Genomic DNA, 25,259 nt, shown 5'->3' with positions numbered 1-25,259 from the left:
TTGTTATTTTACTTTATAAATCCAATTTTCCGGAGCTTCTATATCTCCAAATTGAATTCCGGAAAGTTCATCAAATAGTCTTTTAGTTATCGGGCCTACTTCTGTTTCACTGTAGAAAACGTGGAAATCATCTTTCGTTTGAATCCCGCCAATTGGTGTAATAACAGCAGCTGTCCCGCATGCTCCAGCCTCTTTGAAGTCATCTAGTTTATCAATAAATACATCGCCTTCTTCTACTTCAAGCCCTAACCGGTGCTCTGCAAGATAAAGCAACGAATATTTTGTAATACTTGGTAGAATCGAAGGAGAATATGGTGTGACAAATTTATCCTCTTTTGTAATACCAAAGAAATTTGCTGCCCCTACTTCTTCAATTTTCGTATGTGTTGCTGGATCAAGATAAATACAATCACCAAAATTACGAGCTTGTGCATTTTTTCCTGGCAATAAACTAGCGGCATAGTTGCCACCAACTTTTGCTGCACCTGTTCCATTTGGAGCGGCACGGTCATAATCAGAAACAATAAAGTTCGTCGGAGCCATGCCACCTTTGAAATAGGGTCCTACTGGTGAACAAAAAATCGAGAAAATATATTCCGGTGCCGCATGAACTCCAATATTATCTCCCACACCGATAACAAAAGGACGTAAATAAAGTGTTGCGCCTGAACCATAAGGTGGTACGAACTCTTCATTTGCCCGAACTACTTGCATACAAGCATCAATAAATTTTTCTGTTGGGATATATGGCATTAATAAACGCTCACAGCTTTTTTGAATTCGAGCAGCATTACGATCTGGGCGGAAAAGATTAATCGAACCATCCTTGCAACGATAAGCTTTTAAACCTTCAAAACATTGTTGTCCGTAATGAAGCGCTGTCGAACCTTCACTAATATGTAGTGTATTATCTTCCGTTAACGTACCTTCGTCCCATTCTCCGTCCTTCCAATAAGAAATGTAACGTTTGTCCGTCTTAATATAACTAAATCCTAAATTGCTCCAGTCAATATCTTTACTCATTCAAAATCCCCACTTTCTATCGTTAAAACTGAATTATTGTACGTTCCAGTATAGCATATTAAACAGTAATATTGCAGTGATGATATAATAAAAGAAAAGTTTTTTTCCATAAATAGGCAAAATGTTCTTTCTTTTTATCAGATTCATGCTAAAATAGAGTAACTTTTCAAAAAACAATCATCTTAGAAGGAATGATTTCAAGAAAGGAGAGAATGAAAATGACAGCTCACAAAATGTTCGATGAGAAATTTTATAGTAAAACGCTAGGAGAGGAATTGGACTTAATTATTTGCTTACCACCAGATTTTTCTCCATTATACAAATACCCGCTCTTTATCGTTCAAGATGGCAAAGATTATTTTCAATTCGGTAAATTAGCTCGACAATCCGAAGAACTCGCGCTTACAGAACAAATTCAAAAGGCCATTTTCATTGGTATTCCTTACAAAAACGTAATGGATCGCCGTGAAAAATATCATCCGGACGGCAAACAAAATAATGCCTATATAAGATTCTTAGCATTTGAACTCGTTCCTTATCTCGAAGAACGCTTTCCTTCTTTCCAAATGCCAACAAGTAGATTCCTAATGGGTGATTCCCTAGGAGCATCTGTCTCATTAAAAGCAGCACTACTATTCCCTTTCACATTCGGCAATGTTATTTTACATTCTCCTTATGTAGATGAGGCAATGCTAACGCTAGCAGAAAAAGCAGATTCTTCTAAAGTAAAAATTTATCATATTATTGGTGACCAAGAAACCGCTGTCGAAACAACTGGCAATGAAGTGCTTGATTTTCTTTCACCAAATAAATCATTAGAGCAAATTTTAACTTCACGAGGGTTTGATTATTATTTCCATATATTTAATGGCGATCATCGCTGGAAATACTGGCAGCCTTTCATCAAAGAATCACTTCAATTTATGCTTCCAGTGAATACATTTGACTTAGAAAGCATGCGTGCATAAGAAAGGACGAAACAAATTGACAGTAAAGAAAGTAACAGATCAAATCGGTAAACAAGCCGCCTTAAAAATTAGAAATGATGTTTTTGTTGTTGAGCAACAGGTGGATCCAGCGCTAGAATGGGACGAATTTGATGAAATGGACTCGGTTGTTATGTTTGTTGATTATTCAGACGATGGTATTCCACTTGCAACAGGTAGATTTCGCGAGCAAGATGGCTACGGTAAAGTCGAGCGTATTTGTACACAAAAAATCGCTCGTGGTACAGGGAGTGGCCGCAGAATTATGGAAGCTATCGAACTGGAAGCAAGAGATCGTGGCTTAACAAAGCTAAAACTCGGCGCCCAGTTAACCGCCATCCCCTTTTACGAAAAACTTGGCTACGAAACTTGTTCTGATGTTTTCCTAGATGCAGATATCGAACACAAAGAAATGAAAAAAATATTATCATAAAAAATAGTTATTTCTTCTATAATGGAAGAAATAACTATTTTTTTATAACTTCTATCTCACCGTTTTCTCTTCCACAAATAACAATATCTACATAATTTAAAAATAACCCCTGCTCCACAACACCTGGAATTTGCGTTAATTTTTCTTGCCACTTTATAGGGTTAGAAAAGGTTTGGTTGATAATATCTAAAATATAATTACCGTTATTAGTTTGATAAATCTCATCATCGTTTTGTTTACGCAACTTAGTTTGAACTCCTTCTTTTTCAAGGGTTCGTTTGACTTGTTTCCACCCAAATGGAATTACTTCTAGAGGCAACGGAAACTTCCCAAGCGTTGGAACTAGCTTATCTTCACCAACTACCCAGATATTCAACAAACTAGCTTCTGCGACCATTTTTTCACGTAAAAGCGCACCGCCTCCACCTTTTATCCCTTGAAATTCCCTATCTACTTCATCTGCCCCATCAATCGTTACATCTATTTCCAGTACATCATTTAACGATTTCAAAGGAATTCCCGATTTTCTAGCTTGCTCCGCTGTTTGTTCAGAGGTAGCAACACCAATAATATTTAAACCAGCTTGTACCATTTCGCCTAATTTCTCAATCGTATAATAAACCGTACTTCCGGTCCCAAGTCCAACCACCATTCCAGGTTTAATCCATTCACAGGCTTTTTCTCCAGCAATTTTTTTCTGATTCACCATTTTCCACCTCCATTCTTTCCGAAAAGCACTCAATTATCTATGTTTTTATTATACACTTACTTTTTTTAAACTCAAAACAAGTAAATTATTTCAACCTTACAAAATTGTAATTAGACATTTCGAGTCAAATGTATTACAGTAAACTAAGTATTAAGGACTTATTTTTAATATTTGTTACAGAAATGAAATAATAATGAGGTGGATTTATGAATAAAATAAAACTATTTCTGCATCATCCAGCAACTATTTTTACTTTAAAGACTTGTTTCTATTTTGCAATATTGCTTGGATTACTGTGGTTTTATGGCTTCAAAAACCCTGAAGGCGCAAAATTTATTTACAATGAATTTTAAAAAAGAAAGGACTGTTTAAGAATGGGAATATCAATAATGACCACAAGTATTATAGAGAGAATTGATGCATGGGCAGAAAAGACACCAGATTTCCCTTGCTATGAATACGCTGGAACACGTCTTTCCTATAAAGAATTGAAGCGCCAATCGGATGCACTTGCTTCCTTTTTACTAAAAAATGTAACAACGGATAAAGAAAAACCGGTTATCGTTTACGGACATATGTCGCCACTAATGATTATCTCATTTTTAGGTGCTATCAAATCAGGTAGAGCTTATGTACCTGTTGATGTTTCGATGCCTGTTGAACGAATCGAACAAATCAAAAAAGCGTCAAATCCAGCACTATTTATTTGCACAGAAAAATTACCAAGTAGCTTGAGCATTACAGATTGCCCAGTTTTAAGTACCGAAAAATTAGTGGATTCCTTACAAAATCACTTAGATGAAGTACCAAACTCAGAGGCATGTGTAAAAAATGATGATAATTACTATATTATTTATACTTCTGGAAGCACTGGTAATCCAAAAGGCGTTCAAATTAGTCAAAATAATCTAGTTAGTTTCAGCAACTGGATATTACAAGATTTTTCTTTAAAGCAAGGACTTCGCTTTTTAAATCAAGCACCATTTTCGTTTGATTTGTCAGTGATGGATTTATATCCGTGTCTACTTTCAGGAGGAACACTTGTACCACTAGATAAAAATATCACTTCTAATATGAAAGACTTATATCATGAAATTTCGGCACAAAACTTTGACGTATGGGTTTCTACGCCTTCGTTTGCAGATTTATGCTTGTTAGACCCAAATTTCAATCAAGAAAATAATCCAAATTTAAGCCGCTTTTTATTCTGTGGTGAAGTTCTTGCAAAGAAAACTGCCTATGAACTTCTAGACCGCTTTCCAGATGCAGCGATTTACAACACGTATGGACCTACAGAAGCAACTGTTGCTGTGACACAAGTAAAAATCACACGTGAACTTTTAGACGCTTATCCGAGCCTACCACTTGGTATCATTAAACCTGATATGAGACTTCACATTGTAGATCAAGAAACTGGTGAATTAGTTCCAGATGGTCAAAAAGGGGAAATCATCCTTATCGGCGCAAGTGTTTCTAAGGGGTATTTAAATGAACCAGAAAAAACGGACCAAGTATTCTTTGATTATAACGGTTACCAAGCTTATCACACAGGCGATTCAGGCTTAATCAAAGACGGTTATCTCTTTTTCCAAGGACGCCTTGATTTCCAAATTAAGCTACATGGTTATCGAATTGAACTGGAAGATATTGAAAACAATCTAAAGAAGGTTAGTTTAATTAATAACTGCGCGATTATTCCTAAAATGAAAGACGATAAAGTAGAAATGTTGGTCGCTCAGGTCATCCCTTCTCCTAACAATTTCGAAAAAGAATACCAGCTAAGTGCAGCAATCAAAAATGAACTAAAAGAATTTATGCCAGCATATATGATTCCAAGGAAATGGATTTACAAGACAGAATTTCCACTTACAATGAATGGCAAAATTGATCGTAAAATGCTGCATAACGAGGTTAACAAGTGAGCACACCGTACGGTACAATTCTTTATTTTGGTGTACTTATCCTCTTTTTACTTCCTATCATTATAGCTGGTTTGTTAGGAAAGAGATTACCGATTTATAATGCTTTTGTCACACTCTTATTTTTATACTTTTTATTCTCAGCAAGTACCATCCAAGCTATTACATTCATTTTCTTCGTCTTTTGGCAACTTGCACTTGTTCGACTTTACTTTCATTATCGGCAAGAACGAAAGAAGAATCACGGCGGCGTATTCGTTATCGCTGTGATCCTCTCGATTCTTCCGTTAATTGTATCTAAAGTCGTACCAATTTTAGGAGATCATGTTACAATGGTTGGTTTCCTAGGGATATCGTACTTAACTTTTAAAGCAGCTCAAATGATTATTGAAATACGCGATAACTTAATTAAGCAGTACAACGCATGGGATTTTGTTCATTTCTTACTATTCTTCCCAACTATTTCATCCGGTCCAATTGATCGTTTCCGTCGCTTCAAAAAAGATGTCGATAATCCACCTAGTAAAGAAGCTTATTTAGATTTACTTAACCGAGGAATATTCCTTATTTTTCTTGGGTTTCTCTATAAATTCATCATTGCATACTTAGTGAATAAACATTTCGTTGTTCCACTAGATTTTTCGATTACGCATCATGTTGATACAAATTTAAGTTTATTCGGTTATATGTATGCCTATAGTATGTATCTATTTTTTGACTTTGCTGGTTATAGTGCCTTTGCAGTCGGTGTTAGTTACTTGTTAGGTATTCAACCCCCCATGAACTTTAACAAACCATTTGCAGCACGAAATATTAAAGAATTTTGGAATCGTTGGCATATGACGCTTTCTTTCTGGTTCCGAGATTATGTATTCATGCGTTTTGTCTTTTGGATAACTAAAAAGAAATGGTTTAAAAGTAAATTTACTATCGCCTACTTAGCCTATTTTGTTAACTTTTTCATCATGGGTGTATGGCACGGCCTTCACTGGTATTACATCGTTTACGGTCTTTATCAAGCAACTCTTATTGTTGGATTTGACCTTTTCGAAAGATTCAATAAGAAACATAAAATTTATCCAAAAAACAAGGTGACTTATGTAATTAGTGTCATCATTACATTCCATTTTGTTTGTTTCGGATTCCTGATATTCTCAGGTATTTTAGATAAAATTAATTTTTAAAACTAACTAAAGGTGGTAATTTAAATGGCTTTTCGTGAAAATGTATTAGAAATCTTAGAAGAAATTACAGAAACAGAAGAAGTAGTTCAAAATCCAAATATCAAATTGTTTGATGAAGGTTTGCTTGACTCGATGGCGACCGTCCAACTCTTAATTGAAATAGAAGAAAAATTAGATATTACAGTTCCCGTTTCTGAATTCGACCGCGACGAATGGGCAACACCTGAAATGATTATTACACAACTAGAGGCGCTTAAATAATGAAAAAAAAGCTGTGGATGACATTTGGACCGTTATTGGTCGCATTCGCGGTTTTCCTTTTCGTTCTTTTTGGACCTAGTAGCTTATTTTCCTACGTTTCTCCTAATGCCGTGAAAAAAAGCGCTACGTCCATGAACGAATCCGTCATCCAGGGCCTAGACATTCAAAAAGAAGCATTGCGAGAAGGAAGTTATTTGCCAATTTTCGGTTCATCTGAACTTTCTCGTATAGACCCATTTCATCCAAGTGTTGTTTCCCAAAAATACGATCAAGGTTACACGCCATTTCTACTAGGGCGCCCTGGAACACAAAGTCTAAGTCATTTTCTAGATGTAAATGCACTCGGTAATGATCTTAAAGGCAAGAAAGTCGCCGTTATCTTATCGCCACAATGGTTTGGACCAAAAGGTGTTTCAGATCCATCTTTCGGGGCCAATTTCTCTCCTCTTCATGCATATAAATTTGCATTAGAAGACACAAAAAATACGCCCGAGCGAAGATATGCTGCCAAAAGATTATTAAGTTTCCAAGTAGTACAAAGCGATTCTACTTTAAAAAACTTATTAGAAAATATAGTTGCCAAAGGGCCTAAAAAACCACATGACAGAAAACTAACTAAAATAGCCGGTAATATCGAACTTAAAATTCTTAAACGTAAAGATGACTTAGAATCCAAAGTCATCGCTGGTTCCAAACAAGAACGCGTCGATAAAGGATTAAAAGCCCTTCCTGAAAAACTAGACTATAACCAGCTGGATCAGTTAGCAAAAGAAGCCGGTGAAAAAGGAACTGGCCCCAATCCATTTCAAGTGAAAGAAGACTACTACAAAAAGAAAATTCAACCAATCGAAGGAGAACTTAAAAATAGTCGAACGAAATTACGTTATGATCTAGATTCTCCAGAGTATGGAGACTTACAACTACTTATGGATTCCTTAAAAAAAGCTGGTGCCGATGTCATCTTTATCAACCCTCCTATCAACGGAAAATGGGTAGATTATATCGGATTAAATGAACAAGGCTTGGAAAACTACTATGCAAAAACGAAACAACAAATTGAAAGTCAAGGTTTCCGTTATTACTCCTTAGAAGAATATCAAAATAAACCTTACTATTTGGAAGATCCAATCCATTTAAGCTGGCGTGGTTGGGTAAAAATTGATCAAGTTCTCGCTGACTTTGTTAAAGATCCTATCCAAACAAACTATACTCCAACAGCAGACGATTTTTATAAGAACCATCATCCCGATCCTGGGCAAAAAAAAATCCAGAAGTAGTTATTTTACTACTTCTGGATTTTTTGCATTTTAGAATCCAATAATATGATAACCACTATCCACGTGTATCACTTCACCCGTCACACCACGAGATAAATTACTAAACAAATAATAAGCGGTGTCGCCAACTTCTTCTGCTTGTGTTGCTCTTTTTAGTGGCGCTCTTTGTTCTACTAGCGAAATAGAATCAGAGAAGCCGCTAACACCACGAGCGGAAACAGTTCTGATTGGGCCAGCTGAGATAGCATTTACACGTACGCCAATTGCGCCTAAGTCCATTGCTAAGTATCTAACGCTCGCATCAAGAGAAGCTTTTGCTACACCCATGATATTATAATTTTCCACAACACGTTCCCCACCTAAGTAAGTTAGTGTTAATAGACTTGCATCTTCTGTAAGCATTTCTAAATGTTTTAAAGCACGAGCAACTGCTGTAAACGAATAAGCACTAATTTCGTGCGCTTGTAAAAAGCTTTTACGATCCACTTCCAAATAATCTCCAGTTAAGAAATCTTTATTAGCGAAAGCAATACAATGAGCTAAGCCACTTAATTTTCCAACTTTATTTTTAATTGTTTCAAAAGTTTCTGTGATAGCTTCCTCACTAGTTACGTCACAAGCTAAGATCAGTGGTTCTTGGTTTACTTCATTTAAAGATGGTACAAGTTCCGTAATGCTTTTTTTCGCACGATCATCTGCGTATGTAAATACTAATTTCGCTCCCGCTTCGTTTAATGAGCGAGCTATAGCCCAAGCAATACTACGTTTATTTGCAACTCCCATAACTACATATGTTTTTCCCTCTAATGATAAATTCATGTTATTCCTCCTAAAATTGATGCGATTTGATTCGCTTCTTTTATTTTACATGACCTAATAACTTTTTCAAACTCTTATTACTTCGATTTTGGAATAATCTCTTCCATGTCTTTAGGTAACGGTAAATCAAATGTCAGGTATTCTTCTGTAAGTGGATGAATTAAATGTAGATGACAAGAATGCAACGCTTGTCTTCTTAACAAGGTTGTCTCACCACCATACATATCATCACCAATCAGCGGATGACCAATATACGAAAAATGAACCCGAATCTGGTGTGTCCTTCCAGTCTCAAGTTGAATCGCCACATGATCGAACGCCTCGTAGCGCTTGAGTACTTCATAATTCGTTTTAGCATACTTTCCTTCTGGTGTAACAAAACGCTCCATAATACTCACTGTTTTACGTCCAATAGGCGCTTCAATGGAGCCGCTTCGATTATTTAAAGCTCCTGACGTAAATGCCTGATAACTCCTTTTTAGTAAACCTTGTTGCAAAAAAGTACTCAGTCTTGCATGAGCAAAGCGATTTTTAGCAATTAACATCAAACCCGACGTTTCTCTGTCAAGCCTCGTCACAATATGAATGGCACTTGTTAATCCTTGTTTCTCATAATGCCCTTTAACAAAATTTGCTACAGAACCGCTCGGATGGTACTGAGATGGAATAGATGCCATCCCAGCAGGTTTATTAATAATTAGCAAAAATTCATCTTCAAAAATAATTTCTAACGCTGTATATTCTGCTAGTAAACGCTCATTTTGTTGTTCTCTTGGAAAAGTAAGGCACACTTCATCGCCTACTTTCACTTGATAAAGGACATTTTGTTCTGTTCCATTTACTTCGATTTTACCATCATCGCTAAACTTCACTGCCGTTAATAATTGTTTGGAAATATGCTTATTTCTAAGAAAAGTCCTAAGAAGTAAGCCATTATCTTTCTCTTCTACTTGCCATTTTAAAAACACATGCTTCCTCCTGCTAGCTTAATCTTCAATAAATGAATCATGTACACGGCGCCAAAACGGAAATGATCTAAACCTTGCAAAATGAATTTTTTTCGCCGATACTTCATAACGAATTTCTTGTACATCCCGATGTAAGATACTTAAATGATCCACAGAAATCTGGAAATCTTTATCGTTTACTGGCTGCAGACTAACAATATGATGCTTTGGAAAAACAAGCGGGCTTCCAATTGTGCGATAAACACGATTATTAATAGAAGCCATTTCCGTAAGTTGCATCGCTTCAATAGACGGATGCATCAAAGCACCACCTAGTGACTTATTGTAAGCTGTTGTTCCGCTTGGTGTCGACATACAAAGCCCATCTCCACGAAAACGTTCAAAATGGATATCATTCATAACGACATCAACGACAAATGGTCCACCAGAACTCTTTACAGTTGATTCATTCAGCGCTAAGTATTCAGCTTCTTTTTTACCAATACCGTACTTCACCGTGGTTTTTAGAAGCGGATAAGATACTTTCTGATATTCACCTTTTGCTAAAAGTTTAACTAGCTTTTCCGCTTCAGCTGGACGCCAATCTGCATAAAAACCAAGATGCCCCGTATGAATTCCAATAAATGCAATTTCATCTAGTCTTTCTTCATACTGATGAAAGGCCGATAAAAAGGTCCCATCTCCCCCAATAGAAATAACAATTTCAGGCTCATCTTCATCATATTCCATATTGTGTTCCCCAAAACCTGCAATCATATTTAATCTAAGTAGGTCAGACTTTTCGTCTCCTTTGGAAGTAATCATATATTTCATTATTTCTATTCGCCCCTATTCTTACACCTTTTACTTATCTTTCTTTGGCATTACTTGATGTGCTGATTTTTTATCCTTTGCTACATCTTTATTTTGTGAAAAATAGACTTGCGCTTCTTGCACTTCTTCTCTAATTTGGGACATTTCCTCATCTAGTTGAAAAGCCGCTTCAGCAGCGCGTTTTAATCTAGTGTTGATTGCTTCTGGAAATTCACCTTGATATTTATAGTTTACCGAATGTTCAATTGTTGCCCAAAAATTCATTGCCAGTGTCCTAATTTGGATTTCTGCTAGAATTTTCTTTTCGCCTTGAATCGTTTCTACTGGATATTCAATTACCACATGATATGACCGATATCCACTGGGTTTCTTATTGGTAATATAATCGCGTTCTTCGACAATCCGAAAATCATTTCGTTGCCGTAAAAGGCGAACTACTACTTCAATGTCATCCACAAATTGGCACATCATCCGGAGTCCAGCAATATCTTGCATTTCTTCTACTAAATGATCTAGTGCAATACTTTTTTGATTTGCTTTGTCTAATATGCTCGCAACAGGCTTCACTCGTCCAGTAACAAATTCAATTGGCGAGTGATTATTTTCAAGCTCAAATTGTGAACGCATTCCTTTAAGTTTAATTTTAAGTTCTTCGACAGCTTGTTTATACGGTGCTAAAAAATCTTCCCAATGGTTCAAATCGCTCACCTCAAGTATAGTCATGATTAAAATAATGCAACATCAGTTATATTTTAACACAAAAGCATCCAATCCACCTTGCTAAAAGTAACCTTTTTTTCATTCCCGTGTTAAAATAAAACCGAAGCGCTAAAACAATAAAAAGGATGGTGCTAAAATGATTCTTACATTACTTCAAAACGGCGACTATGAGACAGCGCGTACAAAATCCCTGCTAGAACTAAAAACAGATCCAGAAAATGCGAAACTAAATTATTTTGCTGCATGGTCGCACGATGCTCTTGGAAAAGAAGACGAAGCCATTCCCTTTTATGAAAAAGCCTTACAAAACGGCCTTCCTGATGAAGATCGTAAAGAAGCTTATATTGGACTTGGTAGCACTTATCGCATCACAGGCGCCCCAGAAAAGGCTGCTGTCCTCTTTCAAAAAGCATTACAAGAATTCCCTAATAACAACGCGCTACGAACTTTTTCAATCATGACCAAGTTTAGCCAGGGATGCGGTCAAGAAGCTTTAGAAGACGCCTTAATTTTACTCACAGAAACAACGGAAGACAAAGATATTATAAGCTACAAAAAAGCCATTCAATTTTATGCACAAGATTTAGGTGCAACATTTCATTAAAAGGAGCTGAACCAAATGGTAAAAGAATTAGAAATCGAATTCCGTAACCTTTTAACACAAGAGGAATATACTAGACTCATCGACGCCTTTCATATAAAAGAAGACGACTACTTTGAACAAACCAATTATTACTTAGATACAGCAGAATTCGGCCTAAAAGAACGCCAATCTGCCCTTCGCATCCGCAAATTAGAAACACAGTATCAATTGACATTAAAAACGCCCGAAGCTAGAGGTCTTATGGAAACGACCCAAATTTTAGGAGCAGATCAAGCTACAGCAATTTTATATGGCGCCAATATTCCGGTAGGTCCAGTTCGAGATACGCTTAAAGAAATTGGCATCAATCACGAAGATCTAAAGCTTTTCGGCTCCCTAAAAACTATCCGTGCGGAAAAAGACTATAAAAAAGGATTACTTGTGCTTGATAAAAACTTTTACGGCACCATTTCCGACTTTGATTTAGAATATGAAGTGGCCGATTATGACAAAGGTAAAGAAATTTTCACTAAATTATTAAAAGATTATCAAATAACAGATCAACCTGCGGAAAATAAGGTTGCTCGTTTTTACAATCATGTCTATCGTAATAATGGTTAATCAAGTATAAAATTTTACTTTTAAATTAATAAATGCCATAAATTATTGAAAAATAATAAAAATCTATATTAAGTCAATGACAATTATTTGTTAAATTTACGTTACGCTGATAAAATAGATATGTAAGTTACAATACTAAATTTTGTATCAGCTTTTACTTAGCCGTGAATTGTTTTTTTCACACTGGTACATTAAAATCAATATCTGCATAAAGATATTTAGAATTTGAAAATCAGGTGATAACAAATGATTAACCAAAATTTATATTATCAGTCAGTAGCTAATTCCAAGCCAATCGAAATCTACTTATTTTTCGATCCTGCATGTGATGACTGTTGGAATATTGAAGCTAACATGCTCCGGTTACAAATGGAGTATGGCAACTACTTTAAGTTACGCTACGTCCTTCATAACAATCTACAGACATTTGTGTGCAAACAAAGGCGTTCTGGTAATAGTAATCTCAGCTTAAAAGAACAACAAATAGGGGCGCACCTTTCCTATATTTCTTGTCTTGCAGTGAAAGCCGCTGAACTTCAAGGAAAAAAACAAGGTATTACATTCTTGCGTAAAATTCAAGCAGCTTATTTTCTCGAAAATAAAGACATCGCTAGCGAAGAGGTCCTATACGATATCGCTGTAACGACCGGTCTAGATCTCGCTGAATTCAAAAAAGACTTAGCTTCAACAGCTGCTAAACGCGCCTACATCGGCGATCAAAAAGTAGCACAAGAAATGGAGATTCACGAAAACCCAACTGTCGTATTTTTTAATAAAAATATAGAAGATGCTGGTTTGAAGCTTAGTGGACTACACCGCTATGAAGTTTATGTCCACGTTTTATCTGAACTTTTGAATCATTTCCCAGAACCAGAAAAACGCCCTCATATGGAAGAATATTTGGCCAAGGTGAAAGTCGCTTCTGCTGCATCCATGGCAGATTTTTATGGTGTAACAGAACAACAAATCGAACGTCAAATGAAAAAATGGCGCCTCCAACAGAAAGTAGAATTAATTGATACTCCAGATGGGCAATCTCACTGGAAATATATCGGTAATGTCCAATAAAAAATGACATCCACTACATAAAACGTGGATGTCATTTTTTTATTCGTATCTTAAAGCTTCAATTGGATCTAATTTGGAAGCCTTGATAGCTGGTACAAGACCAAATATTACCCCAATTAAAATAGAAAAACTTAAGCCACCAAGTATCGCTGGAATGGAAACTATATATGGATAGCCTACTGCATTGTCAGTCCCAGACCAATACCAATACAGCCCCCAAGTAATGTCAGAACCATCGCTTCCACTTCACTCCCTTTTAAAAATTCTTACTATTTAAGATTAGCTGATAGAAAATAAAAAGCCCATCGCTTTGTTACAAAAAAGCGACATTGATTACACAAAAAACAACCTATTACTAGGCTGTTTTCTATTACATATTTTGCAAACGTTCAATTCGCGAACTAATTGGTGGATGAGTATCGAATAAACCTGGTTTGTCTTTTTTAGATTTCAATGGTGATGAAAAATAAATCGACTCACTAGATGCACTAACCTCTTCCATTTTTTTGGTGTCTCCACTTATTTTTTTTAAAGCTTCAATCAGTCCATCTGGATTACGGGTTAGCTCAACTGCACTAGCATCTGCCAAATATTCTCGGTTTCTTGAAAGTGCGAACTGAATAGCGGTAGCAATAATCGGGGCTAAAATAACGAAAATAAGTGCAATCACATAAATAACTACTTGCGCTCCACCATTATTGTTATTATCACTTTTACGACTATTTCTACTACCTGTTAAGCTTCCCCAGAAAATCATCCGCATTGCTAAGTCACTAAGAATAGCAATGACTGCAACAAGCGCAATCGCAATGGTAGATAAACGAATATCATAATTACGAATGTGGGAAACTTCATGAGCAATAACGCCTTCAAGTTCATAACGTTCTAACTTATTTAATAGACCTCGAGTAACCGCTACTGCTCCTTTTTCAGGGGAAATACCTGTAGCAAAAGCATTGGGACTATCATCTTCAATAATATACACTTTTGGCATCGGAATACCAGCAACCATCGCCATACTTTCGACGGTATCCCACAAAACTGGCGCCTCATCTTTTGATTTTATTTCTTTGGCACGATTCATCGCCATAACAACAGACGAACTACTCATAACCATAATCAAAATATAAAACACACCAATAACTGCTGCTAGTATAAGACCATTTAGATAATTATTCCACACAATAATACCTATAGCAGCACCCACCATAAGAACGAAAATGAAAAAGCCAATGATAATAAAGATAGTTTTTCGCTTATTTGCTGCGATTTGTTCAAATAGCATGATTTTCGCTCCCCTTTATGGCTTAAAACTCTACTTTTGGAGCAACACGTTCTACTTCTGGAATAGAAAGCATTTCACGTTCAGTAAAGTTATGCAGTTTTGCAATGATGTTTGTTGGTACTGATTGAACTTTTGTATTATAGTTCATTACGGTTGTATTGTACAATTGACGTGAATAAGCTACTTTATTTTCAGTAGTAGTTAATTCATGTTGTAGTTCAATGAATGAAGTATTTGCTTTTAGGTCAGGATAAGCCTCTCCTAATGCAAAAATAGATTTTAATGCTCCACTTAACATATTATCTGCTTCGATTTGACCTTGACGATTATCAGAAGGAACCTCCATCATTTTGTTACGAGCTTCAATTACTTGTGTTAATGTTTCTTTTTCATGTTTTGCATAGCCTTTCACTGTTTCTACTAAATTAGGAATTAAATCAAATCTCCGTTTTAATTGCACGTCAATTTGTGCCCAAGTTTCGTCTACGCGGTTACGGTATTTTACAAGGCTGTTGTATAGTCCGAAGTAAATTAAAACTAAAACGACAACAACAGCAATGGCAATAATCCATCCTATCATATCAATCTCCTCCTTATATGTACTCCCTTCATTATACCTTACTTTGGGAGTACGCGACAATCATACTGCAGAATGAGTTTATTTCTTTTTCCGCATAAAATAAAATGGCTTCACTGGTTTATCTACTGGCATTTTGATAGTCATCATCGCATTTGGAGCACGATCAATTTCTTCTCCGTCCTCATTCCAAAGCACTTCTACCACTTGTTTAAAGCCTGTATCTCCTGGACCATAAAACTCGATTTCTTCCCCAACACCAAAATTATTTCGTTGTTGTAAAGTGGCGATTTTTGTTTCTTCATCATAATCTAATACTTGAGCTGCAAAAGCATATTGTGGAATTTTGCGCGTTTTCCCAAATAATTGTTCGTCTTCAGTAGGCTCTTTATAAAAGAAACCGGTGGAAAGTTCACGCTGAGCCACTTTCCATAATTCCTCTTCCCAAGCAGGATCAAATACATAGTTTTCTGGGTCAGCACAATAAGCATCTACTGCACGGCGATAAACACTTGCGACGGTGGAAACATAATGAATCGACTTCATACGCCCTTCAATTTTCAAACTATCCACCCCTGCATCTACCATATCAGGAATGTACTTAATCATGGATAAATCTACTGCACTCATGGAAAATGGTTCTTCATCTGCATCTACTAAGTTCTTTGCAACACCATTATCGATTTCAAATAAATCATATTTCCAACGACAACTTTGTGCACAACCGCCGCGGTTCGCATCTCGGTTCGCCATATGATTGGACAATGTACAACGACCTGAATAAGAAATACACATGGCGCCGTGAATGAAAGCTTCCATTTCCACATCCGTTTTTTCACCAATTTCTTGAATTTCTTGCATACTTACTTCCCGAGCAAGCACGACACGTTCTAGGCCTTGCTTTTTCCAAAACTCGAGCGTCTTATAGTTGGTCGCCGAAGCTTGTGTCGATAAATGAACTGGTAAACCTGGTGCATCCGCAAAACATATACTAATTAGTGCTGGATCCGATACAATTACTGCATCAATACCAATATCTCGAAGGGTCCGGAAAAACTCACCTGCTCCTTCTGTATCCCCTGTATGTGCTACCATATTAGCTGCCACATAAACTTTGGCATTTCTCGCATGGGCAAAAGCAACTCCTTGCTCCATTTCTTCAAAAGTAAAATTTCCTGCACGTGACCTGAGCCCAAAAGCTTGACCACCAATATATACCGCATCCGCTCCGTAACGAATGGCAATTTTTAATTTTTCTAAGTTACCAGCCGGAGCCAGCACTTCTGGTTTTTTCACAATTTTAGTCATTATGCTATCCCCCTATTTCACATCATCCGGATTTTTCAAATAGAATCCAGCATCTAATTTCCTTGTTTTTGGTTGAAGTTCCGTTAATTTATTCACAAAATACTCTGCAACAAAACGGTCGCAGGTAATCGCTTCTTTGGCTTCAACAAAAAGAGTCGTAATTTCAACAAAGTTATCTGATTCAGCGAGAACACCGTCTAGTTTCCATGTTCTACAACCTGATGCATATAAATCAGCCAAATACGGCACAAGTGAAATATCTTCTGAAGCAAAAATATGTGTGCCCGATTCATCTTCATAAATTGGCAGCTGACTTGTTTCATCGTTGGGTTCACGTAAATAAAGCCCGCGATCTTTGGAAGTATCATCTTCCATTTCTACAATTCGCTGATAATTAGTCACTAACTTGCGCTTTGATTGGTGAATACAGGTTGGTCCATAAACCAGCACTTCCACCGGAATAGAAAGTTTTTTCACAATAGCTTTTATTTCGCTTTCTGTTAATTCTCTTGCAAGTACAGCACCAACGGCTCCTTGTTTTTCCCAAAACGAAATTTGTTCTGCGCTAGTCACAAATGTTTGGGCATCATAAATAAATGGTAGTGGCTTTTTCATCTCTGTTAAAAGCATAATCGCTCCAGGATCACCACATGCTACTGTGTCCACATCCATTTCTGCAAGCTGCTCCAAAAATTCGGGTAATAACTTCATATGCTCATTGTGCATAAGTGAATTAACAGCAACCGTTACTTTCTTACCTTCTTGATGCGCTAAACGAACTATTTCACGTAATTCTTCAACAGAAAATGAATGAGGCAACCTCAAGCCAAATTGGCTGTTCCCTACATATAATCTGTCTACCCCCGCGCGAAGCAATTTTTCAGCTTGACTAATTGAATCTGCTGTCGCAATGATTTCCATGTTTTTCTCCTCATTTCTAAAAAAACGTTACCTGATAAATGTATCACAAGATGAGTGCTTACTCAATAAGAATTTTGGCATAGAAAAAAGAGACTAGTACACGTTTCTAGTCTCTAATCTATTTTATCTTCTTTGGATATTTTTAATAGTTTTAGTAAAGGACGATATGCACTTCCTACTAATCCAAGTGTTTCAATCATTATTTCAATTAAAAGCAACAACACACCGATTAGGAGCATCGAACCCCATAACGTTGACATCGTAAAGATGAAGGCGAATAAAGAAAATAATGCTGCAATTGCGTAGATTAAAATAACTGTTTGTCTATGCGTGAAGCCAAGTCGTAGCAAACAATGATGCAAATGAGACTTATCCGCCATCGCAATTGGTTGTTTCGTAACCAACCTTCGAACGATTGCAAAAACAGTGTCAGAAATTGGCACACCTAAAATTAAAATTGGAACGATTAACGAGATGAAAGTAACATTTTTGAAACCCATGACAGATAAAACGGAGATAATAAAGCCTAAAAACAGTGCTCCTGTATCCCCCATAAATATTTTTGCTGGATTAAAGTTATATGGTAAGAATCCAAGAGTCCCAGCAATTAATATACTTGCTATCATGATAACTAGTGTATCTCCCATGATAAACGCCATTCCTAAAATAGTCAGCAACGCAATCGTGGAAACTCCAGCAGCAAGCCCGTCAAGGCCATCAATTAAGTTGATCGCATTGGTAATGGCAACAATCCAAATAATTGTTAGGGGAATACTTAATACCCCAAAGTGAATCTCGCCACCAAATGGTAAATTAATGAAGTCGATACTAATATTGCCCCAAGCTACAATGATAAAAGCAGCTAACACTTGACCAATTAATTTATATCTTGCTTTTAATTCTAAAATATCATCTAAAAATCCAGTTAAAGCCATCACAAATGCCGCAATTAAAAGTGGCCATAAAAACTCATTTTCAATTGGAAGCAGGAGCAACCCTATCACAAAACTAATAAATATCGCTAAACCACCCAAACTCGGGATCGGCTTAATATTAATTCGTCGTTGATCAGGTTTATCCGTAATATCAAAATAAAGGGCTATTTTTCGAATCAGCGGTGTAAGTAACATGGACACGCCAAAACAAATTAATATAATCGTCCAACTCATGGCTAGTCCTCCCCGCAAATTTTTTATTCATCTCATTATACTTTTTTATTTGCAAAAAGACAACGAAAATCATTATTGGCCTACCCACTGATAAGTTATTTCGCCAAAAAAAGCTTGAAACGAGTTACATTCGCCTCAAGCTTTCCATTTATTGTTTAATCCTAGCTACAAATTGAAATCTACTACCAACATACTGGGAACGCGTAAATTCAAATGGTCGACCATCTTCTAAAATTGTAATTTGTCGAAGTTTCATCACCGGTGAGCCGAGTTTTACATCAAGATATGGCGCAATTTTTTCTGAAACTAGAGAAGCTTCCATAATTTGTTCTGCTTCACCAATTGGTTGACCAAGCTTTAATTCAATTGCTTTATAAAGGGAATCCATGATGTCTTCCTTTGTAAGCAGTGAAGCGATTTTTTCTGGAATGGCAGCAACTTCATAAAGAATCGGCACACGATCGCCGTAACGAATCCGTTCAATTTTCATGACATTGCTGTTTTCTGGGAGTTGCAGTGCTTCTTGCTCTTGCGTACTTGCAGGACGAATCCCGTACGATACAATTCGTGTCGATGGGACTTTCCCTTCTTGTAACATCAGATTAGTAAAACTTGTAACAGCTTCTAATCGCTCTGTTAATTTCTTTTCCGCAATGAAAGTTCCTGCACCGACGCGTCTTTGCAAAATATTATCATCCACTAGGCCTTGGATTGCTTGCCTAACTGTCATTCGACTAACATGAAACATTTCTGCAAGTTGACGCTCAGCAGGAATAGAAGTCCCTACTTTCCAGACGCCATCTTCCATTTTCTTTTTAATTTCACTTTGAATCTGAATGTAAATCGGTATTCCTGATTGTTTATCGATCATTTCCCCGCCCTCTTCTTATAGAAGTGACGCCGCCTCATTATCAAGAATCACAGTAACATCTGGATGATTTTGAAGTACTGAAGCAGGACAATTCACATCTACAGGTCCTTTAATAGTTTCTTTGATTGCTTGTGCTTTGTTTTCACCAAAAGCAAGTAGGATAATTTTTTTCGCATTCATGATAGATTTAATTCCCATCGAATAAGCATGGGTTGGTACATCTTCTTCTCTTTCGAAAAAGCGTTTGTTTGCTTCACGAGTAGAATCAGTTAAAACGACTTTGTGTGTTAATGAATCAAAAGAAGTTCCAGGTTCATTAAAACCAATATGGCCATTTGTTCCGATACCTAATACTTGAATGTCTACTGGATGCTCTGACAAAATGTTTTCGTAACGGGAACATTCCGCTTCTGCATCTGTAGCTTCTCCATTTGGTAAGAAACTTTCTTTAAATGCTTTTTTAGAGAATAATAACTCGTTCATATAATAATGATAACTGTTTGGGTCGCTCGCTGCAAGACCTACATATTCATCTAAATTAGTTGTTGTTACATTTTTCGTGTCTACATCGCTTTTTACAAATTCAGCGTATAGTGTTTCTGGAGTGCTACCTGTTGCAAGACCTAGTGTTTTCACTTCACCAGATGTAATTCCTTTTTCAATAATTTCTAATGCTTTTTTAGAACCTGCTAATTTATTTTCTGTTGTGATAAGTTGCATAATAATATCTTCCTCTCAAGAATGTTTTTTTCCGAATGAATAGGTTGCTGTTATTTGTAAATCATCGTTTAAAATGTTGAAATCAGCGTCTTTACCCGCTTGGATAGCACCTTTTTGTGTTAGGTTAAATTCACGTGCTTGATTTCCAGAAGACATAAGAACTGCTTCTTCTATCGTACAGCCGGTAAATTTAATCATGTTACGGAAGCCATCGTCATAAGTTAGTACACTACCAGCAAGTGTTCCGTCTTCTAAGCGCGCTTGTTTATCTTTTACAATAACTGTTTGTCCACCAAGTTCAGACTTTCCTTCTGGCATACCTTTTGCGCGCATCGAATCAGTAATGATGCAAAGATGTTCTGCGCCTTTCATTTCATAAGCTAATTTCACCATATCTGGGTGCACGTGGATACCGTCAACAATCAGTTCAGCGTTGATGCCTTGTTCTAGTAAAACGTGCCCTGGAACACCTGGTTCGCGGTGTGTCATTCGGTGACATGCATTATATAAATGAGTTGCATGGGTTGCTTTACTAGTTTTCAAGTGTTCACGAACATCATTAGAGTGTCCAATACTTGGAACAACACCTAGTTCAAAACACAAATTTTCAAAATCAGCAGAAGTTTCATGTTCTGGAGCATACGTTACTAATTTAATTAGGCCACCAGAAATAGCAAACCATTTTTTGAAAAGCTCCAAATCCGGCGCTTGGATGTATTCTTCTGGTTGCGCCCCTTTGAAAACTTTCGAAACAAATGGTCCTTCTAAATGAATCCCACCAATGACAGGCTCGGTTTGAGCTACTTCATTGATTACTTTCAATGCTTTTTCAATATTTTCATGTGATTGTGTCATTGTTGTTGGGAAGTACGTGGTAATCCCTTCGTTCAACATGCCATTCACTTGCTTTCTAAGTGCTTCTGGATCTGCATCCATCGCGTCAAAACTATAGCCCCCATGAGAATGAACATCTATAAATCCAGGAACTAATTTTTGTCCTTTCACATCCACAACTTCTTCTGTTTTATCTGCTTGAAAATTAGCCATAGAGCCAACTTCTAGAATCTGTTTGTCAAATCTTACAAAAGCGTTTTCGAGAATCCCTTTACCAGTATAAATTGTAGCGTTTGTAATTACCTTATTAGCCATTACATTTTGCCTCCTCGTTAAATCGGTCTATACCAATTATTATAGCATGTATCTATTAAAATGCAACTTATCTTTTCCTATTTACCCCGAAAAGATAAAAATAAGCAAAAAAATAGGAACCTGTTAGGGCTCCTGCTTTTTAATTATCATAATATCCGTTAAATTCTAAATACCTTCCGCTGTTAAACCAAAAATAATAAAAATCACTATTAGTCTAATAGATTTTTCTCTTTCTTACTAAAAATACCAATAGCACTAGTAATAAAACCGCTTGTCAGTAAAATTAAAAAAAACATATGATACAAAAATACTTTCTATCCAGATTACTAAAACCAATGCTAATAGGGTTAAAACGATGACAAGAGTTGCAAAATTTGTTTTCCAAGTTGTTATTTTCCATAACATTGACCTCCTATTCATGATTATATAGAAGGTCACAATACAAAACATCAGTTTGCACTTGCAATTGCCTTACATTTTAGTATCTTCTAAATCGCCTTATGGTGCGGGAATAAGAATACCATATCTAAGAATTTGATAAGTAACCACTATATCCTCAGAAGTTAGAGTTCCTTCACGATTAGCTGGAGTACTGCGATAGTTTTGCCAATACCTAATTCCACTGACACTATTATTTGCATTTGGTGAAGCCACATAATCCACTGGATTTCCTTGATTATCTAAAATACTAAATGTCATTTTTTCTGGTAAGGAATACGTTTCTCCTTCTTTGCTATCCAATACAATATCAGGTACTTGCTCGCCTTGATTGTATACTTGCTGATTATAATCTAACAACATGTGGTACTGATCTAAGTTTGGATAAAGCGGAACTAGCGAACCATCTTTATAGGTAGTTAAATCATCTAGTACAAACGGATTATCATCGCGATCAACAAACCTAATCGTAATTGTAACCTCTTGCAACTCTTTCCTGTATACATAATTCACTTCTTGCGTTTGCTCAGATAGCGTGCCTTTTTCATTGTTAGGTAGCCTATCATTATCTAATGTATAGCCAGCAATTTCTAATTGATAACTAGGTGTGGAGGCATCATAACTATCCCCTATATTACCGCTAATTGTTTGGGAATCATGTATTTTCTTTCCGTCTTCATCCAAATAATTGACCATTACATTAGCAGCTGCAATTGGCAGTTTTTCATAAATGCAAACTACTGTTTGTGTCTCTTTCATATACGTTCCAGTAGTATTTCCTTCCACTTCTTTTTCTTCATAACCAGTAATTTCTTTTGCTAAAATTTGATAGGGTTGACCGATATCGCCTTCTAGTGTTTCACTTGGTGCTATAGAAGTCCCTTTTTCATCTTGATAATTCACGATAACTTTTCCTTTTTGAATAGGTGCAGGTAGATTATCATTTTTCACTGTATGAAGATATCCAACATAAGTGTAGCCAGGGATACTTTCTGGTTTTTTTGTTTCTTTGACTCCTTTTGATGAAACTACTTTTTCTTCTGGTTTTAAGCTACTAGATTCTGCGGCTTGAACAATTGAGCCAGCAAGTATGCTACTCCCCCCAAACACCACCAAGAATAATAAAAACTGTTTGCCACGCCCCCTTTTCCAAGCAAACAGACTAATGCCACCTCCAACGAGCAGAAGCCCAAGAATAATTAAAAAAATATTAGTTCCTGAATCACCTGTTTTCAATAATTGATTATTCCCAGATGGATTATCCACTGAATTAGTAGCTGCTTGTGAAGAATTTTTTTGATAAACAAATTGATAGGTTTCGTAATCATTTTTATGTATTTCGTTCGGAGTCCCTTTTATAATACTATCCTTTTGTTCCTTGGTTAATGTATTCACATCGACATAATCATACGCAATGGTGCTAGAGTCCATTTCAGCAGCATGAACAGATGAACTTCCCACTAATAAACCCGTAAATAATAACATACTTACAAACACGTAACGAAAAATTCTTTTTTTCATATGGTTACCCTCCTTTCTTAAATTGTTCCTTCTCTATCAAATTTATACTGGTAAATTTTTGCCTATTAATATAATACCTGACTTTGCGAAGTGTTAAACTTCTTACTTTTAACTAATTTTTTGTAAAAAACAAAGGAATTCAGCACTTACCCGCCAAACTACTTTAATAGACTAAAAATCATATTTAGCTTCTTGTTCTAATCTTAATTGCGTATAAGTACTTGTCAAAAGAACGGTATCTTCTACTAAGCGCTCGATTCGAAATAGCACATCATCTTCTACAATTTCTTTTCTCACAAAGTCTTTTTCCTCAATGAAGACATACGTCGGAACAATTTGAGCCTTCATATATGCTAAAATGGGCTTTAATCCATATTCAGCAATAAGGTAATGTTTCGCGGATCCTGCTGTCACAAGCATACTCACCACTTTATTCCGAAATGCATTTACTGGAAGCAGGTCAAATATATTTTTGAGTGAACCTGGAATGGAAGCTTGAAAAATTGGGGTTCCAATGATAATCGCATCTGCCTCCATCAGCTTTTTGGTTACAAAACCAGTGTCACCTTGATATTCTAAATAATTTCTTCCATCACTAAAATCTATTTTATAATCAGCAAGATCAATTAATATGACTTCCATATCTGGGTATTTTGTTTTGAGTTCTGCAACGGTATAATTCATCGCTGTTCTTGTTTTAGAACCTACGTTAGACCCTGATAATGCTACTAATTTCATGAGTTAGCCCTCCTATTATTTAGCTGTATATTTTTTTACTGCAGGAAGAATTTCATTTCCTATTAGTTCGATATTTTCCATTATTTTATGAAAAGGAACGCCACCAAAATCAAGTTGAGCCATATAACGTTGATGTCCGAAAAGTTCATGTTGATAAAGAATTTTTTCAATGATTTGTTGCGGACTCCCAACGTTTAAGACATCTTTCACACTAGCTCCTTGTGCGAAGGTTTGCTTTGGAAACCCAGAACCATTGCTTAGTTTCATGCCTTCATTAATATGAGGATAAACTTCTCGTTGTGCAAGCTGAGTTGTTTCAGCCACATAGAATAAACCTGTAACTGCAACTGGAAGCTCACTTGCATCATAACCACTTCGATTCGCTGCCTCTCGGTAAGCATCAATTGAGCGTTTAAAAATACTTGCTGGGCCACCAAGGGTAGCGATTGACATTGGAACACCTGCAATACCAGCCTTAATAGCGCTCGCTGGCGGTCCACCAACAGCCCGCCAAATTGGCATAGAACTATTTAATGGACGAGGTAAAATTTGCGCATCATTAAGCGGCGCACGAAACTTCCCATGCCAATTAACTCGTTCTTGTCTACTGATTTGTAGTAATAAATCAAATTTTTCTTCAAAAAGTGCTTCATAATCTTGCAAGTCATAACCCAGTAAATCAAACAAACCAATTCGAGATGCACGCCCTGCAATCAATTCCGCCCGTCCATTGGAAATTAAATCTAGTGTGGCGAAGTTTTCAAAAACACGTACTGGATCTGATGTGCTAAGGATAGTGGCGGAACTAGCCACTTTTATTTTTTCTGTTGCTTGTGCGATTGCTGCCAGAACAACTGCATGAGCTTGCGTTACGAAATATTCTTGATGGCTTTCCCCAACGCTATAAAAATCAATTCCTGCTTGTTCTGCCAAAGTTGCGGTTTCGATAATTTCTTTTAAACGTTGCTGTGCCGAAATTCTTTCTCCTGTCTGCGGGTTTGGCATATGATCGCCAAGAGTATACAAACCAAATTCCATGCCATTTTTATCATTTATACGATAATTATTCATTGTCATCCACCCTTTCGTACTTGTTGTTCTAAGTATAAATCGAAACAGTTCTTATTGGAAGTACTTACTTAATAGTGGTATAGTATACTAAAAGATACCATGGAGGG

27 protein-coding genes are annotated in these 25,259 nt (G+C 36.5%); 10 read left to right on the top strand and 17 right to left on the bottom strand.

The window, feature by feature from the left end:
- Window positions 1-3 precede the first annotated feature (3 nt).
- A complete protein-coding gene (locus CKV67_RS04755) occupies window positions 4-1,023 on the bottom strand; it encodes a branched-chain amino acid aminotransferase (protein ID WP_014092405.1) in 1,020 nt (339 codons plus the stop codon).
- A 218-nt stretch (window positions 1,024-1,241) separates the two neighbouring features.
- On the opposite strand from CKV67_RS04755, the gene CKV67_RS04750 reads away from it, so the two are divergent.
- Window positions 1,242-1,991, top strand: coding sequence for an alpha/beta hydrolase (locus CKV67_RS04750; protein ID WP_025279845.1), 750 nt, complete (start codon window positions 1,242-1,244; stop codon window positions 1,989-1,991).
- Between the two features lie 16 nt (window positions 1,992-2,007).
- Complete coding sequence (locus CKV67_RS04745) at window positions 2,008-2,442, top strand: GNAT family N-acetyltransferase (RefSeq protein WP_014092403.1); 435 nt, start codon at window positions 2,008-2,010, stop codon at window positions 2,440-2,442.
- A gap of 34 nt (window positions 2,443-2,476) precedes the next feature.
- Here CKV67_RS04745 and rpiA read toward each other — a convergent pair whose 3' ends face one another.
- The gene (rpiA, locus tag CKV67_RS04740; RefSeq protein ID WP_014092402.1) at window positions 2,477-3,151 is read right to left on the bottom strand and encodes a ribose-5-phosphate isomerase RpiA; all 675 of its coding nucleotides are present in this window, start codon (window positions 3,149-3,151) and stop codon (window positions 2,477-2,479) included.
- 206 nt (window positions 3,152-3,357) lie between these two features.
- Between rpiA and CKV67_RS04735 the strand changes: the two genes are divergently transcribed.
- The 5 genes from CKV67_RS04735 to dltD are packed head-to-tail and all read left to right on the top strand — an operon-like array spanning window position 3,358 to window position 7,792.
- A complete protein-coding gene (locus CKV67_RS04735; RefSeq protein WP_025279844.1) occupies window positions 3,358-3,504 on the top strand; it encodes a teichoic acid D-Ala incorporation-associated protein DltX in 147 nt (48 codons plus the stop codon).
- Window positions 3,505-3,540: 36 nt separating this feature from the next.
- The gene (dltA, locus tag CKV67_RS04730; RefSeq protein WP_014092401.1) at window positions 3,541-5,073 is read left to right on the top strand and encodes a D-alanine--poly(phosphoribitol) ligase subunit DltA; all 1,533 of its coding nucleotides are present in this window, start codon (window positions 3,541-3,543) and stop codon (window positions 5,071-5,073) included.
- Entirely contained in the window at window positions 5,070-6,254 is a 1,185-nt protein-coding gene (gene dltB, locus CKV67_RS04725) for a D-alanyl-lipoteichoic acid biosynthesis protein DltB (protein WP_014092400.1), read from the top strand. Before dltA ends, dltB begins: the two co-directional genes overlap by 4 nt.
- Window positions 6,255-6,278: 24 nt before the next feature.
- A complete protein-coding gene (dltC, locus tag CKV67_RS04720; RefSeq protein ID WP_014092399.1) occupies window positions 6,279-6,515 on the top strand; it encodes a D-alanine--poly(phosphoribitol) ligase subunit DltC in 237 nt (78 codons plus the stop codon).
- Window positions 6,515-7,792, top strand: coding sequence for a D-alanyl-lipoteichoic acid biosynthesis protein DltD (gene dltD, locus CKV67_RS04715; protein ID WP_014092398.1), 1,278 nt, complete (start codon window positions 6,515-6,517; stop codon window positions 7,790-7,792). Before dltC ends, dltD begins: the two co-directional genes overlap by 1 nt.
- A gap of 30 nt (window positions 7,793-7,822) precedes the next feature.
- Here the strand turns inward: dltD and fabI are convergent, their stop codons facing one another.
- From fabI to CKV67_RS04695, 4 genes are all read right to left on the bottom strand, one after another.
- Window positions 7,823-8,611, bottom strand: a complete 789-nt coding sequence (gene fabI, locus CKV67_RS04710) for an enoyl-ACP reductase FabI (RefSeq protein ID WP_014092397.1) — start codon at window positions 8,609-8,611, stop codon at window positions 7,823-7,825.
- Window positions 8,612-8,688: 77 nt separating this feature from the next.
- Window positions 8,689-9,579, bottom strand: coding sequence for an RluA family pseudouridine synthase (locus CKV67_RS04705; protein WP_014092396.1), 891 nt, complete (start codon window positions 9,577-9,579; stop codon window positions 8,689-8,691).
- An 18-nt stretch (window positions 9,580-9,597) separates the two neighbouring features.
- Complete coding sequence (locus CKV67_RS04700) at window positions 9,598-10,392, bottom strand: NAD kinase (protein WP_014092395.1); 795 nt, start codon at window positions 10,390-10,392, stop codon at window positions 9,598-9,600.
- A 30-nt stretch (window positions 10,393-10,422) separates the two neighbouring features.
- On the bottom strand, window positions 10,423-11,091 hold the full coding sequence (locus tag CKV67_RS04695; RefSeq protein WP_014092394.1) for a GTP diphosphokinase: 669 nt from the start codon (window positions 11,089-11,091) through the stop codon (window positions 10,423-10,425).
- A 157-nt stretch (window positions 11,092-11,248) separates the two neighbouring features.
- Here CKV67_RS04695 and CKV67_RS04690 point away from each other — a divergent pair, with 157 nt between their 5' ends.
- The 3 genes from CKV67_RS04690 to yjbH all read left to right on the top strand — a co-directional run bounded on the left by CKV67_RS04690 (window position 11,249) and on the right by yjbH (window position 13,384).
- On the top strand, window positions 11,249-11,716 hold the full coding sequence (locus tag CKV67_RS04690) for a tetratricopeptide repeat protein (protein WP_025279843.1): 468 nt from the start codon (window positions 11,249-11,251) through the stop codon (window positions 11,714-11,716).
- Between the two features lie 15 nt (window positions 11,717-11,731).
- Window positions 11,732-12,316: a CYTH domain-containing protein gene (locus tag CKV67_RS04685; RefSeq protein ID WP_014092392.1), complete on the top strand. Its 585-nt coding sequence runs from the start codon at window positions 11,732-11,734 to the stop codon at window positions 12,314-12,316.
- A gap of 246 nt (window positions 12,317-12,562) precedes the next feature.
- Entirely contained in the window at window positions 12,563-13,384 is an 822-nt protein-coding gene (gene yjbH / locus CKV67_RS04680; protein WP_014092391.1) for a protease adaptor protein YjbH, read from the top strand.
- 370 nt (window positions 13,385-13,754) lie between these two features.
- Here yjbH and htpX read toward each other — a convergent pair whose 3' ends face one another.
- The 11 genes from htpX to CKV67_RS04620 form a co-directional block, all read right to left on the bottom strand.
- Window positions 13,755-14,669, bottom strand: a complete 915-nt coding sequence (gene htpX, locus CKV67_RS04675; protein WP_014092390.1) for a zinc metalloprotease HtpX — start codon at window positions 14,667-14,669, stop codon at window positions 13,755-13,757.
- Window positions 14,670-14,691: 22 nt separating this feature from the next.
- On the bottom strand, window positions 14,692-15,249 hold the full coding sequence (locus CKV67_RS04670) for a LemA family protein (RefSeq protein WP_014092389.1): 558 nt from the start codon (window positions 15,247-15,249) through the stop codon (window positions 14,692-14,694).
- 78 nt (window positions 15,250-15,327) lie between these two features.
- Window positions 15,328-16,554, bottom strand: coding sequence for a peptidase U32 family protein (locus CKV67_RS04665; protein ID WP_014092388.1), 1,227 nt, complete (start codon window positions 16,552-16,554; stop codon window positions 15,328-15,330).
- Window positions 16,555-16,566: 12 nt separating this feature from the next.
- A complete protein-coding gene (locus tag CKV67_RS04660; RefSeq protein ID WP_014092387.1) occupies window positions 16,567-17,475 on the bottom strand; it encodes a peptidase U32 family protein in 909 nt (302 codons plus the stop codon).
- A gap of 113 nt (window positions 17,476-17,588) precedes the next feature.
- Entirely contained in the window at window positions 17,589-18,644 is a 1,056-nt protein-coding gene (locus CKV67_RS04655; RefSeq protein ID WP_014092386.1) for a glycosyltransferase family 4 protein, read from the bottom strand.
- 148 nt (window positions 18,645-18,792) lie between these two features.
- Complete coding sequence (locus tag CKV67_RS04650) at window positions 18,793-19,515, bottom strand: GntR family transcriptional regulator (protein ID WP_014092385.1); 723 nt, start codon at window positions 19,513-19,515, stop codon at window positions 18,793-18,795.
- Between the two features lie 15 nt (window positions 19,516-19,530).
- Window positions 19,531-20,235 (bottom strand): glucosamine-6-phosphate deaminase, encoded by a 705-nt coding sequence (locus CKV67_RS04645; protein ID WP_014092384.1) that lies wholly within the window; start codon window positions 20,233-20,235, stop codon window positions 19,531-19,533.
- A 15-nt stretch (window positions 20,236-20,250) separates the two neighbouring features.
- Window positions 20,251-21,384, bottom strand: coding sequence for an N-acetylglucosamine-6-phosphate deacetylase (nagA, locus tag CKV67_RS04640; protein WP_014092383.1), 1,134 nt, complete (start codon window positions 21,382-21,384; stop codon window positions 20,251-20,253).
- Window positions 21,385-21,882: 498 nt separating this feature from the next.
- Window positions 21,883-23,343 carry a MucBP domain-containing protein gene (locus CKV67_RS04630; RefSeq protein WP_014092382.1) on the bottom strand — a complete coding sequence of 487 codons (1,461 nt, stop codon included), beginning with the start codon at window positions 23,341-23,343 and terminating at the stop codon, window positions 21,883-21,885.
- 171 nt (window positions 23,344-23,514) lie between these two features.
- Window positions 23,515-24,081: an NADPH-dependent FMN reductase gene (locus CKV67_RS04625; protein WP_025279842.1), complete on the bottom strand. Its 567-nt coding sequence runs from the start codon at window positions 24,079-24,081 to the stop codon at window positions 23,515-23,517.
- Window positions 24,082-24,096: 15 nt separating this feature from the next.
- Window positions 24,097-25,152: an LLM class flavin-dependent oxidoreductase gene (locus CKV67_RS04620; RefSeq protein ID WP_014092380.1), complete on the bottom strand. Its 1,056-nt coding sequence runs from the start codon at window positions 25,150-25,152 to the stop codon at window positions 24,097-24,099.
- Window positions 25,153-25,259 lie beyond the last annotated feature (107 nt).

Source organism: Listeria ivanovii subsp. ivanovii (assembly GCF_900187025.1).
GTDB classification, from domain to species: Bacteria; Bacillota; Bacilli; order Lactobacillales; family Listeriaceae; genus Listeria; species Listeria ivanovii.
Note: the sequence above shows the minus strand (reverse complement) of the source record. Positions and strands in the feature narration are given on the sequence as shown.

Coding starts and splice junctions, on each gene's coding strand:
- CKV67_RS04755 (WP_014092405.1), bottom strand. CDS start 1,023: ATGAGTAAAGATATTGACTGGAGCAATTTAGGATTTAGTTATATTAAG.
- CKV67_RS04750 (WP_025279845.1), top strand. CDS start 1,242: ATGACAGCTCACAAAATGTTCGATGAGAAATTTTATAGTAAAACGCTA.
- rpiA (WP_014092402.1), bottom strand. CDS start 3,151: ATGGTGAATCAGAAAAAAATTGCTGGAGAAAAAGCCTGTGAATGGATT.
- CKV67_RS04735 (WP_025279844.1), top strand. CDS start 3,358: ATGAATAAAATAAAACTATTTCTGCATCATCCAGCAACTATTTTTACT.
- dltA (WP_014092401.1), top strand. CDS start 3,541: ATGACCACAAGTATTATAGAGAGAATTGATGCATGGGCAGAAAAGACA.
- dltC (WP_014092399.1), top strand. CDS start 6,279: ATGGCTTTTCGTGAAAATGTATTAGAAATCTTAGAAGAAATTACAGAA.
- dltD (WP_014092398.1), top strand. CDS start 6,515: ATGAAAAAAAAGCTGTGGATGACATTTGGACCGTTATTGGTCGCATTC.
- fabI (WP_014092397.1), bottom strand. CDS start 8,611: ATGAATTTATCATTAGAGGGAAAAACATATGTAGTTATGGGAGTTGCA.
- CKV67_RS04700 (WP_014092395.1), bottom strand. CDS start 10,392: ATGAAATATATGATTACTTCCAAAGGAGACGAAAAGTCTGACCTACTT.
- CKV67_RS04690 (WP_025279843.1), top strand. CDS start 11,249: ATGATTCTTACATTACTTCAAAACGGCGACTATGAGACAGCGCGTACA.
- CKV67_RS04685 (WP_014092392.1), top strand. CDS start 11,732: ATGGTAAAAGAATTAGAAATCGAATTCCGTAACCTTTTAACACAAGAG.
- yjbH (WP_014092391.1), top strand. CDS start 12,563: ATGATTAACCAAAATTTATATTATCAGTCAGTAGCTAATTCCAAGCCA.
- htpX (WP_014092390.1), bottom strand. CDS start 14,669: ATGCTATTTGAACAAATCGCAGCAAATAAGCGAAAAACTATCTTTATT.
- CKV67_RS04670 (WP_014092389.1), bottom strand. CDS start 15,249: ATGATAGGATGGATTATTGCCATTGCTGTTGTTGTCGTTTTAGTTTTA.
- CKV67_RS04665 (WP_014092388.1), bottom strand. CDS start 16,554: ATGACTAAAATTGTGAAAAAACCAGAAGTGCTGGCTCCGGCTGGTAAC.
- CKV67_RS04660 (WP_014092387.1), bottom strand. CDS start 17,475: ATGGAAATCATTGCGACAGCAGATTCAATTAGTCAAGCTGAAAAATTG.
- CKV67_RS04655 (WP_014092386.1), bottom strand. CDS start 18,644: ATGAGTTGGACGATTATATTAATTTGTTTTGGCGTGTCCATGTTACTT.
- CKV67_RS04650 (WP_014092385.1), bottom strand. CDS start 19,515: ATGATCGATAAACAATCAGGAATACCGATTTACATTCAGATTCAAAGT.
- CKV67_RS04645 (WP_014092384.1), bottom strand. CDS start 20,235: ATGCAACTTATCACAACAGAAAATAAATTAGCAGGTTCTAAAAAAGCA.
- nagA (WP_014092383.1), bottom strand. CDS start 21,384: ATGGCTAATAAGGTAATTACAAACGCTACAATTTATACTGGTAAAGGG.
- CKV67_RS04630 (WP_014092382.1), bottom strand. CDS start 23,343: ATGAAAAAAAGAATTTTTCGTTACGTGTTTGTAAGTATGTTATTATTT.
- CKV67_RS04625 (WP_025279842.1), bottom strand. CDS start 24,081: ATGAAATTAGTAGCATTATCAGGGTCTAACGTAGGTTCTAAAACAAGA.
- CKV67_RS04620 (WP_014092380.1), bottom strand. CDS start 25,152: ATGAATAATTATCGTATAAATGATAAAAATGGCATGGAATTTGGTTTG.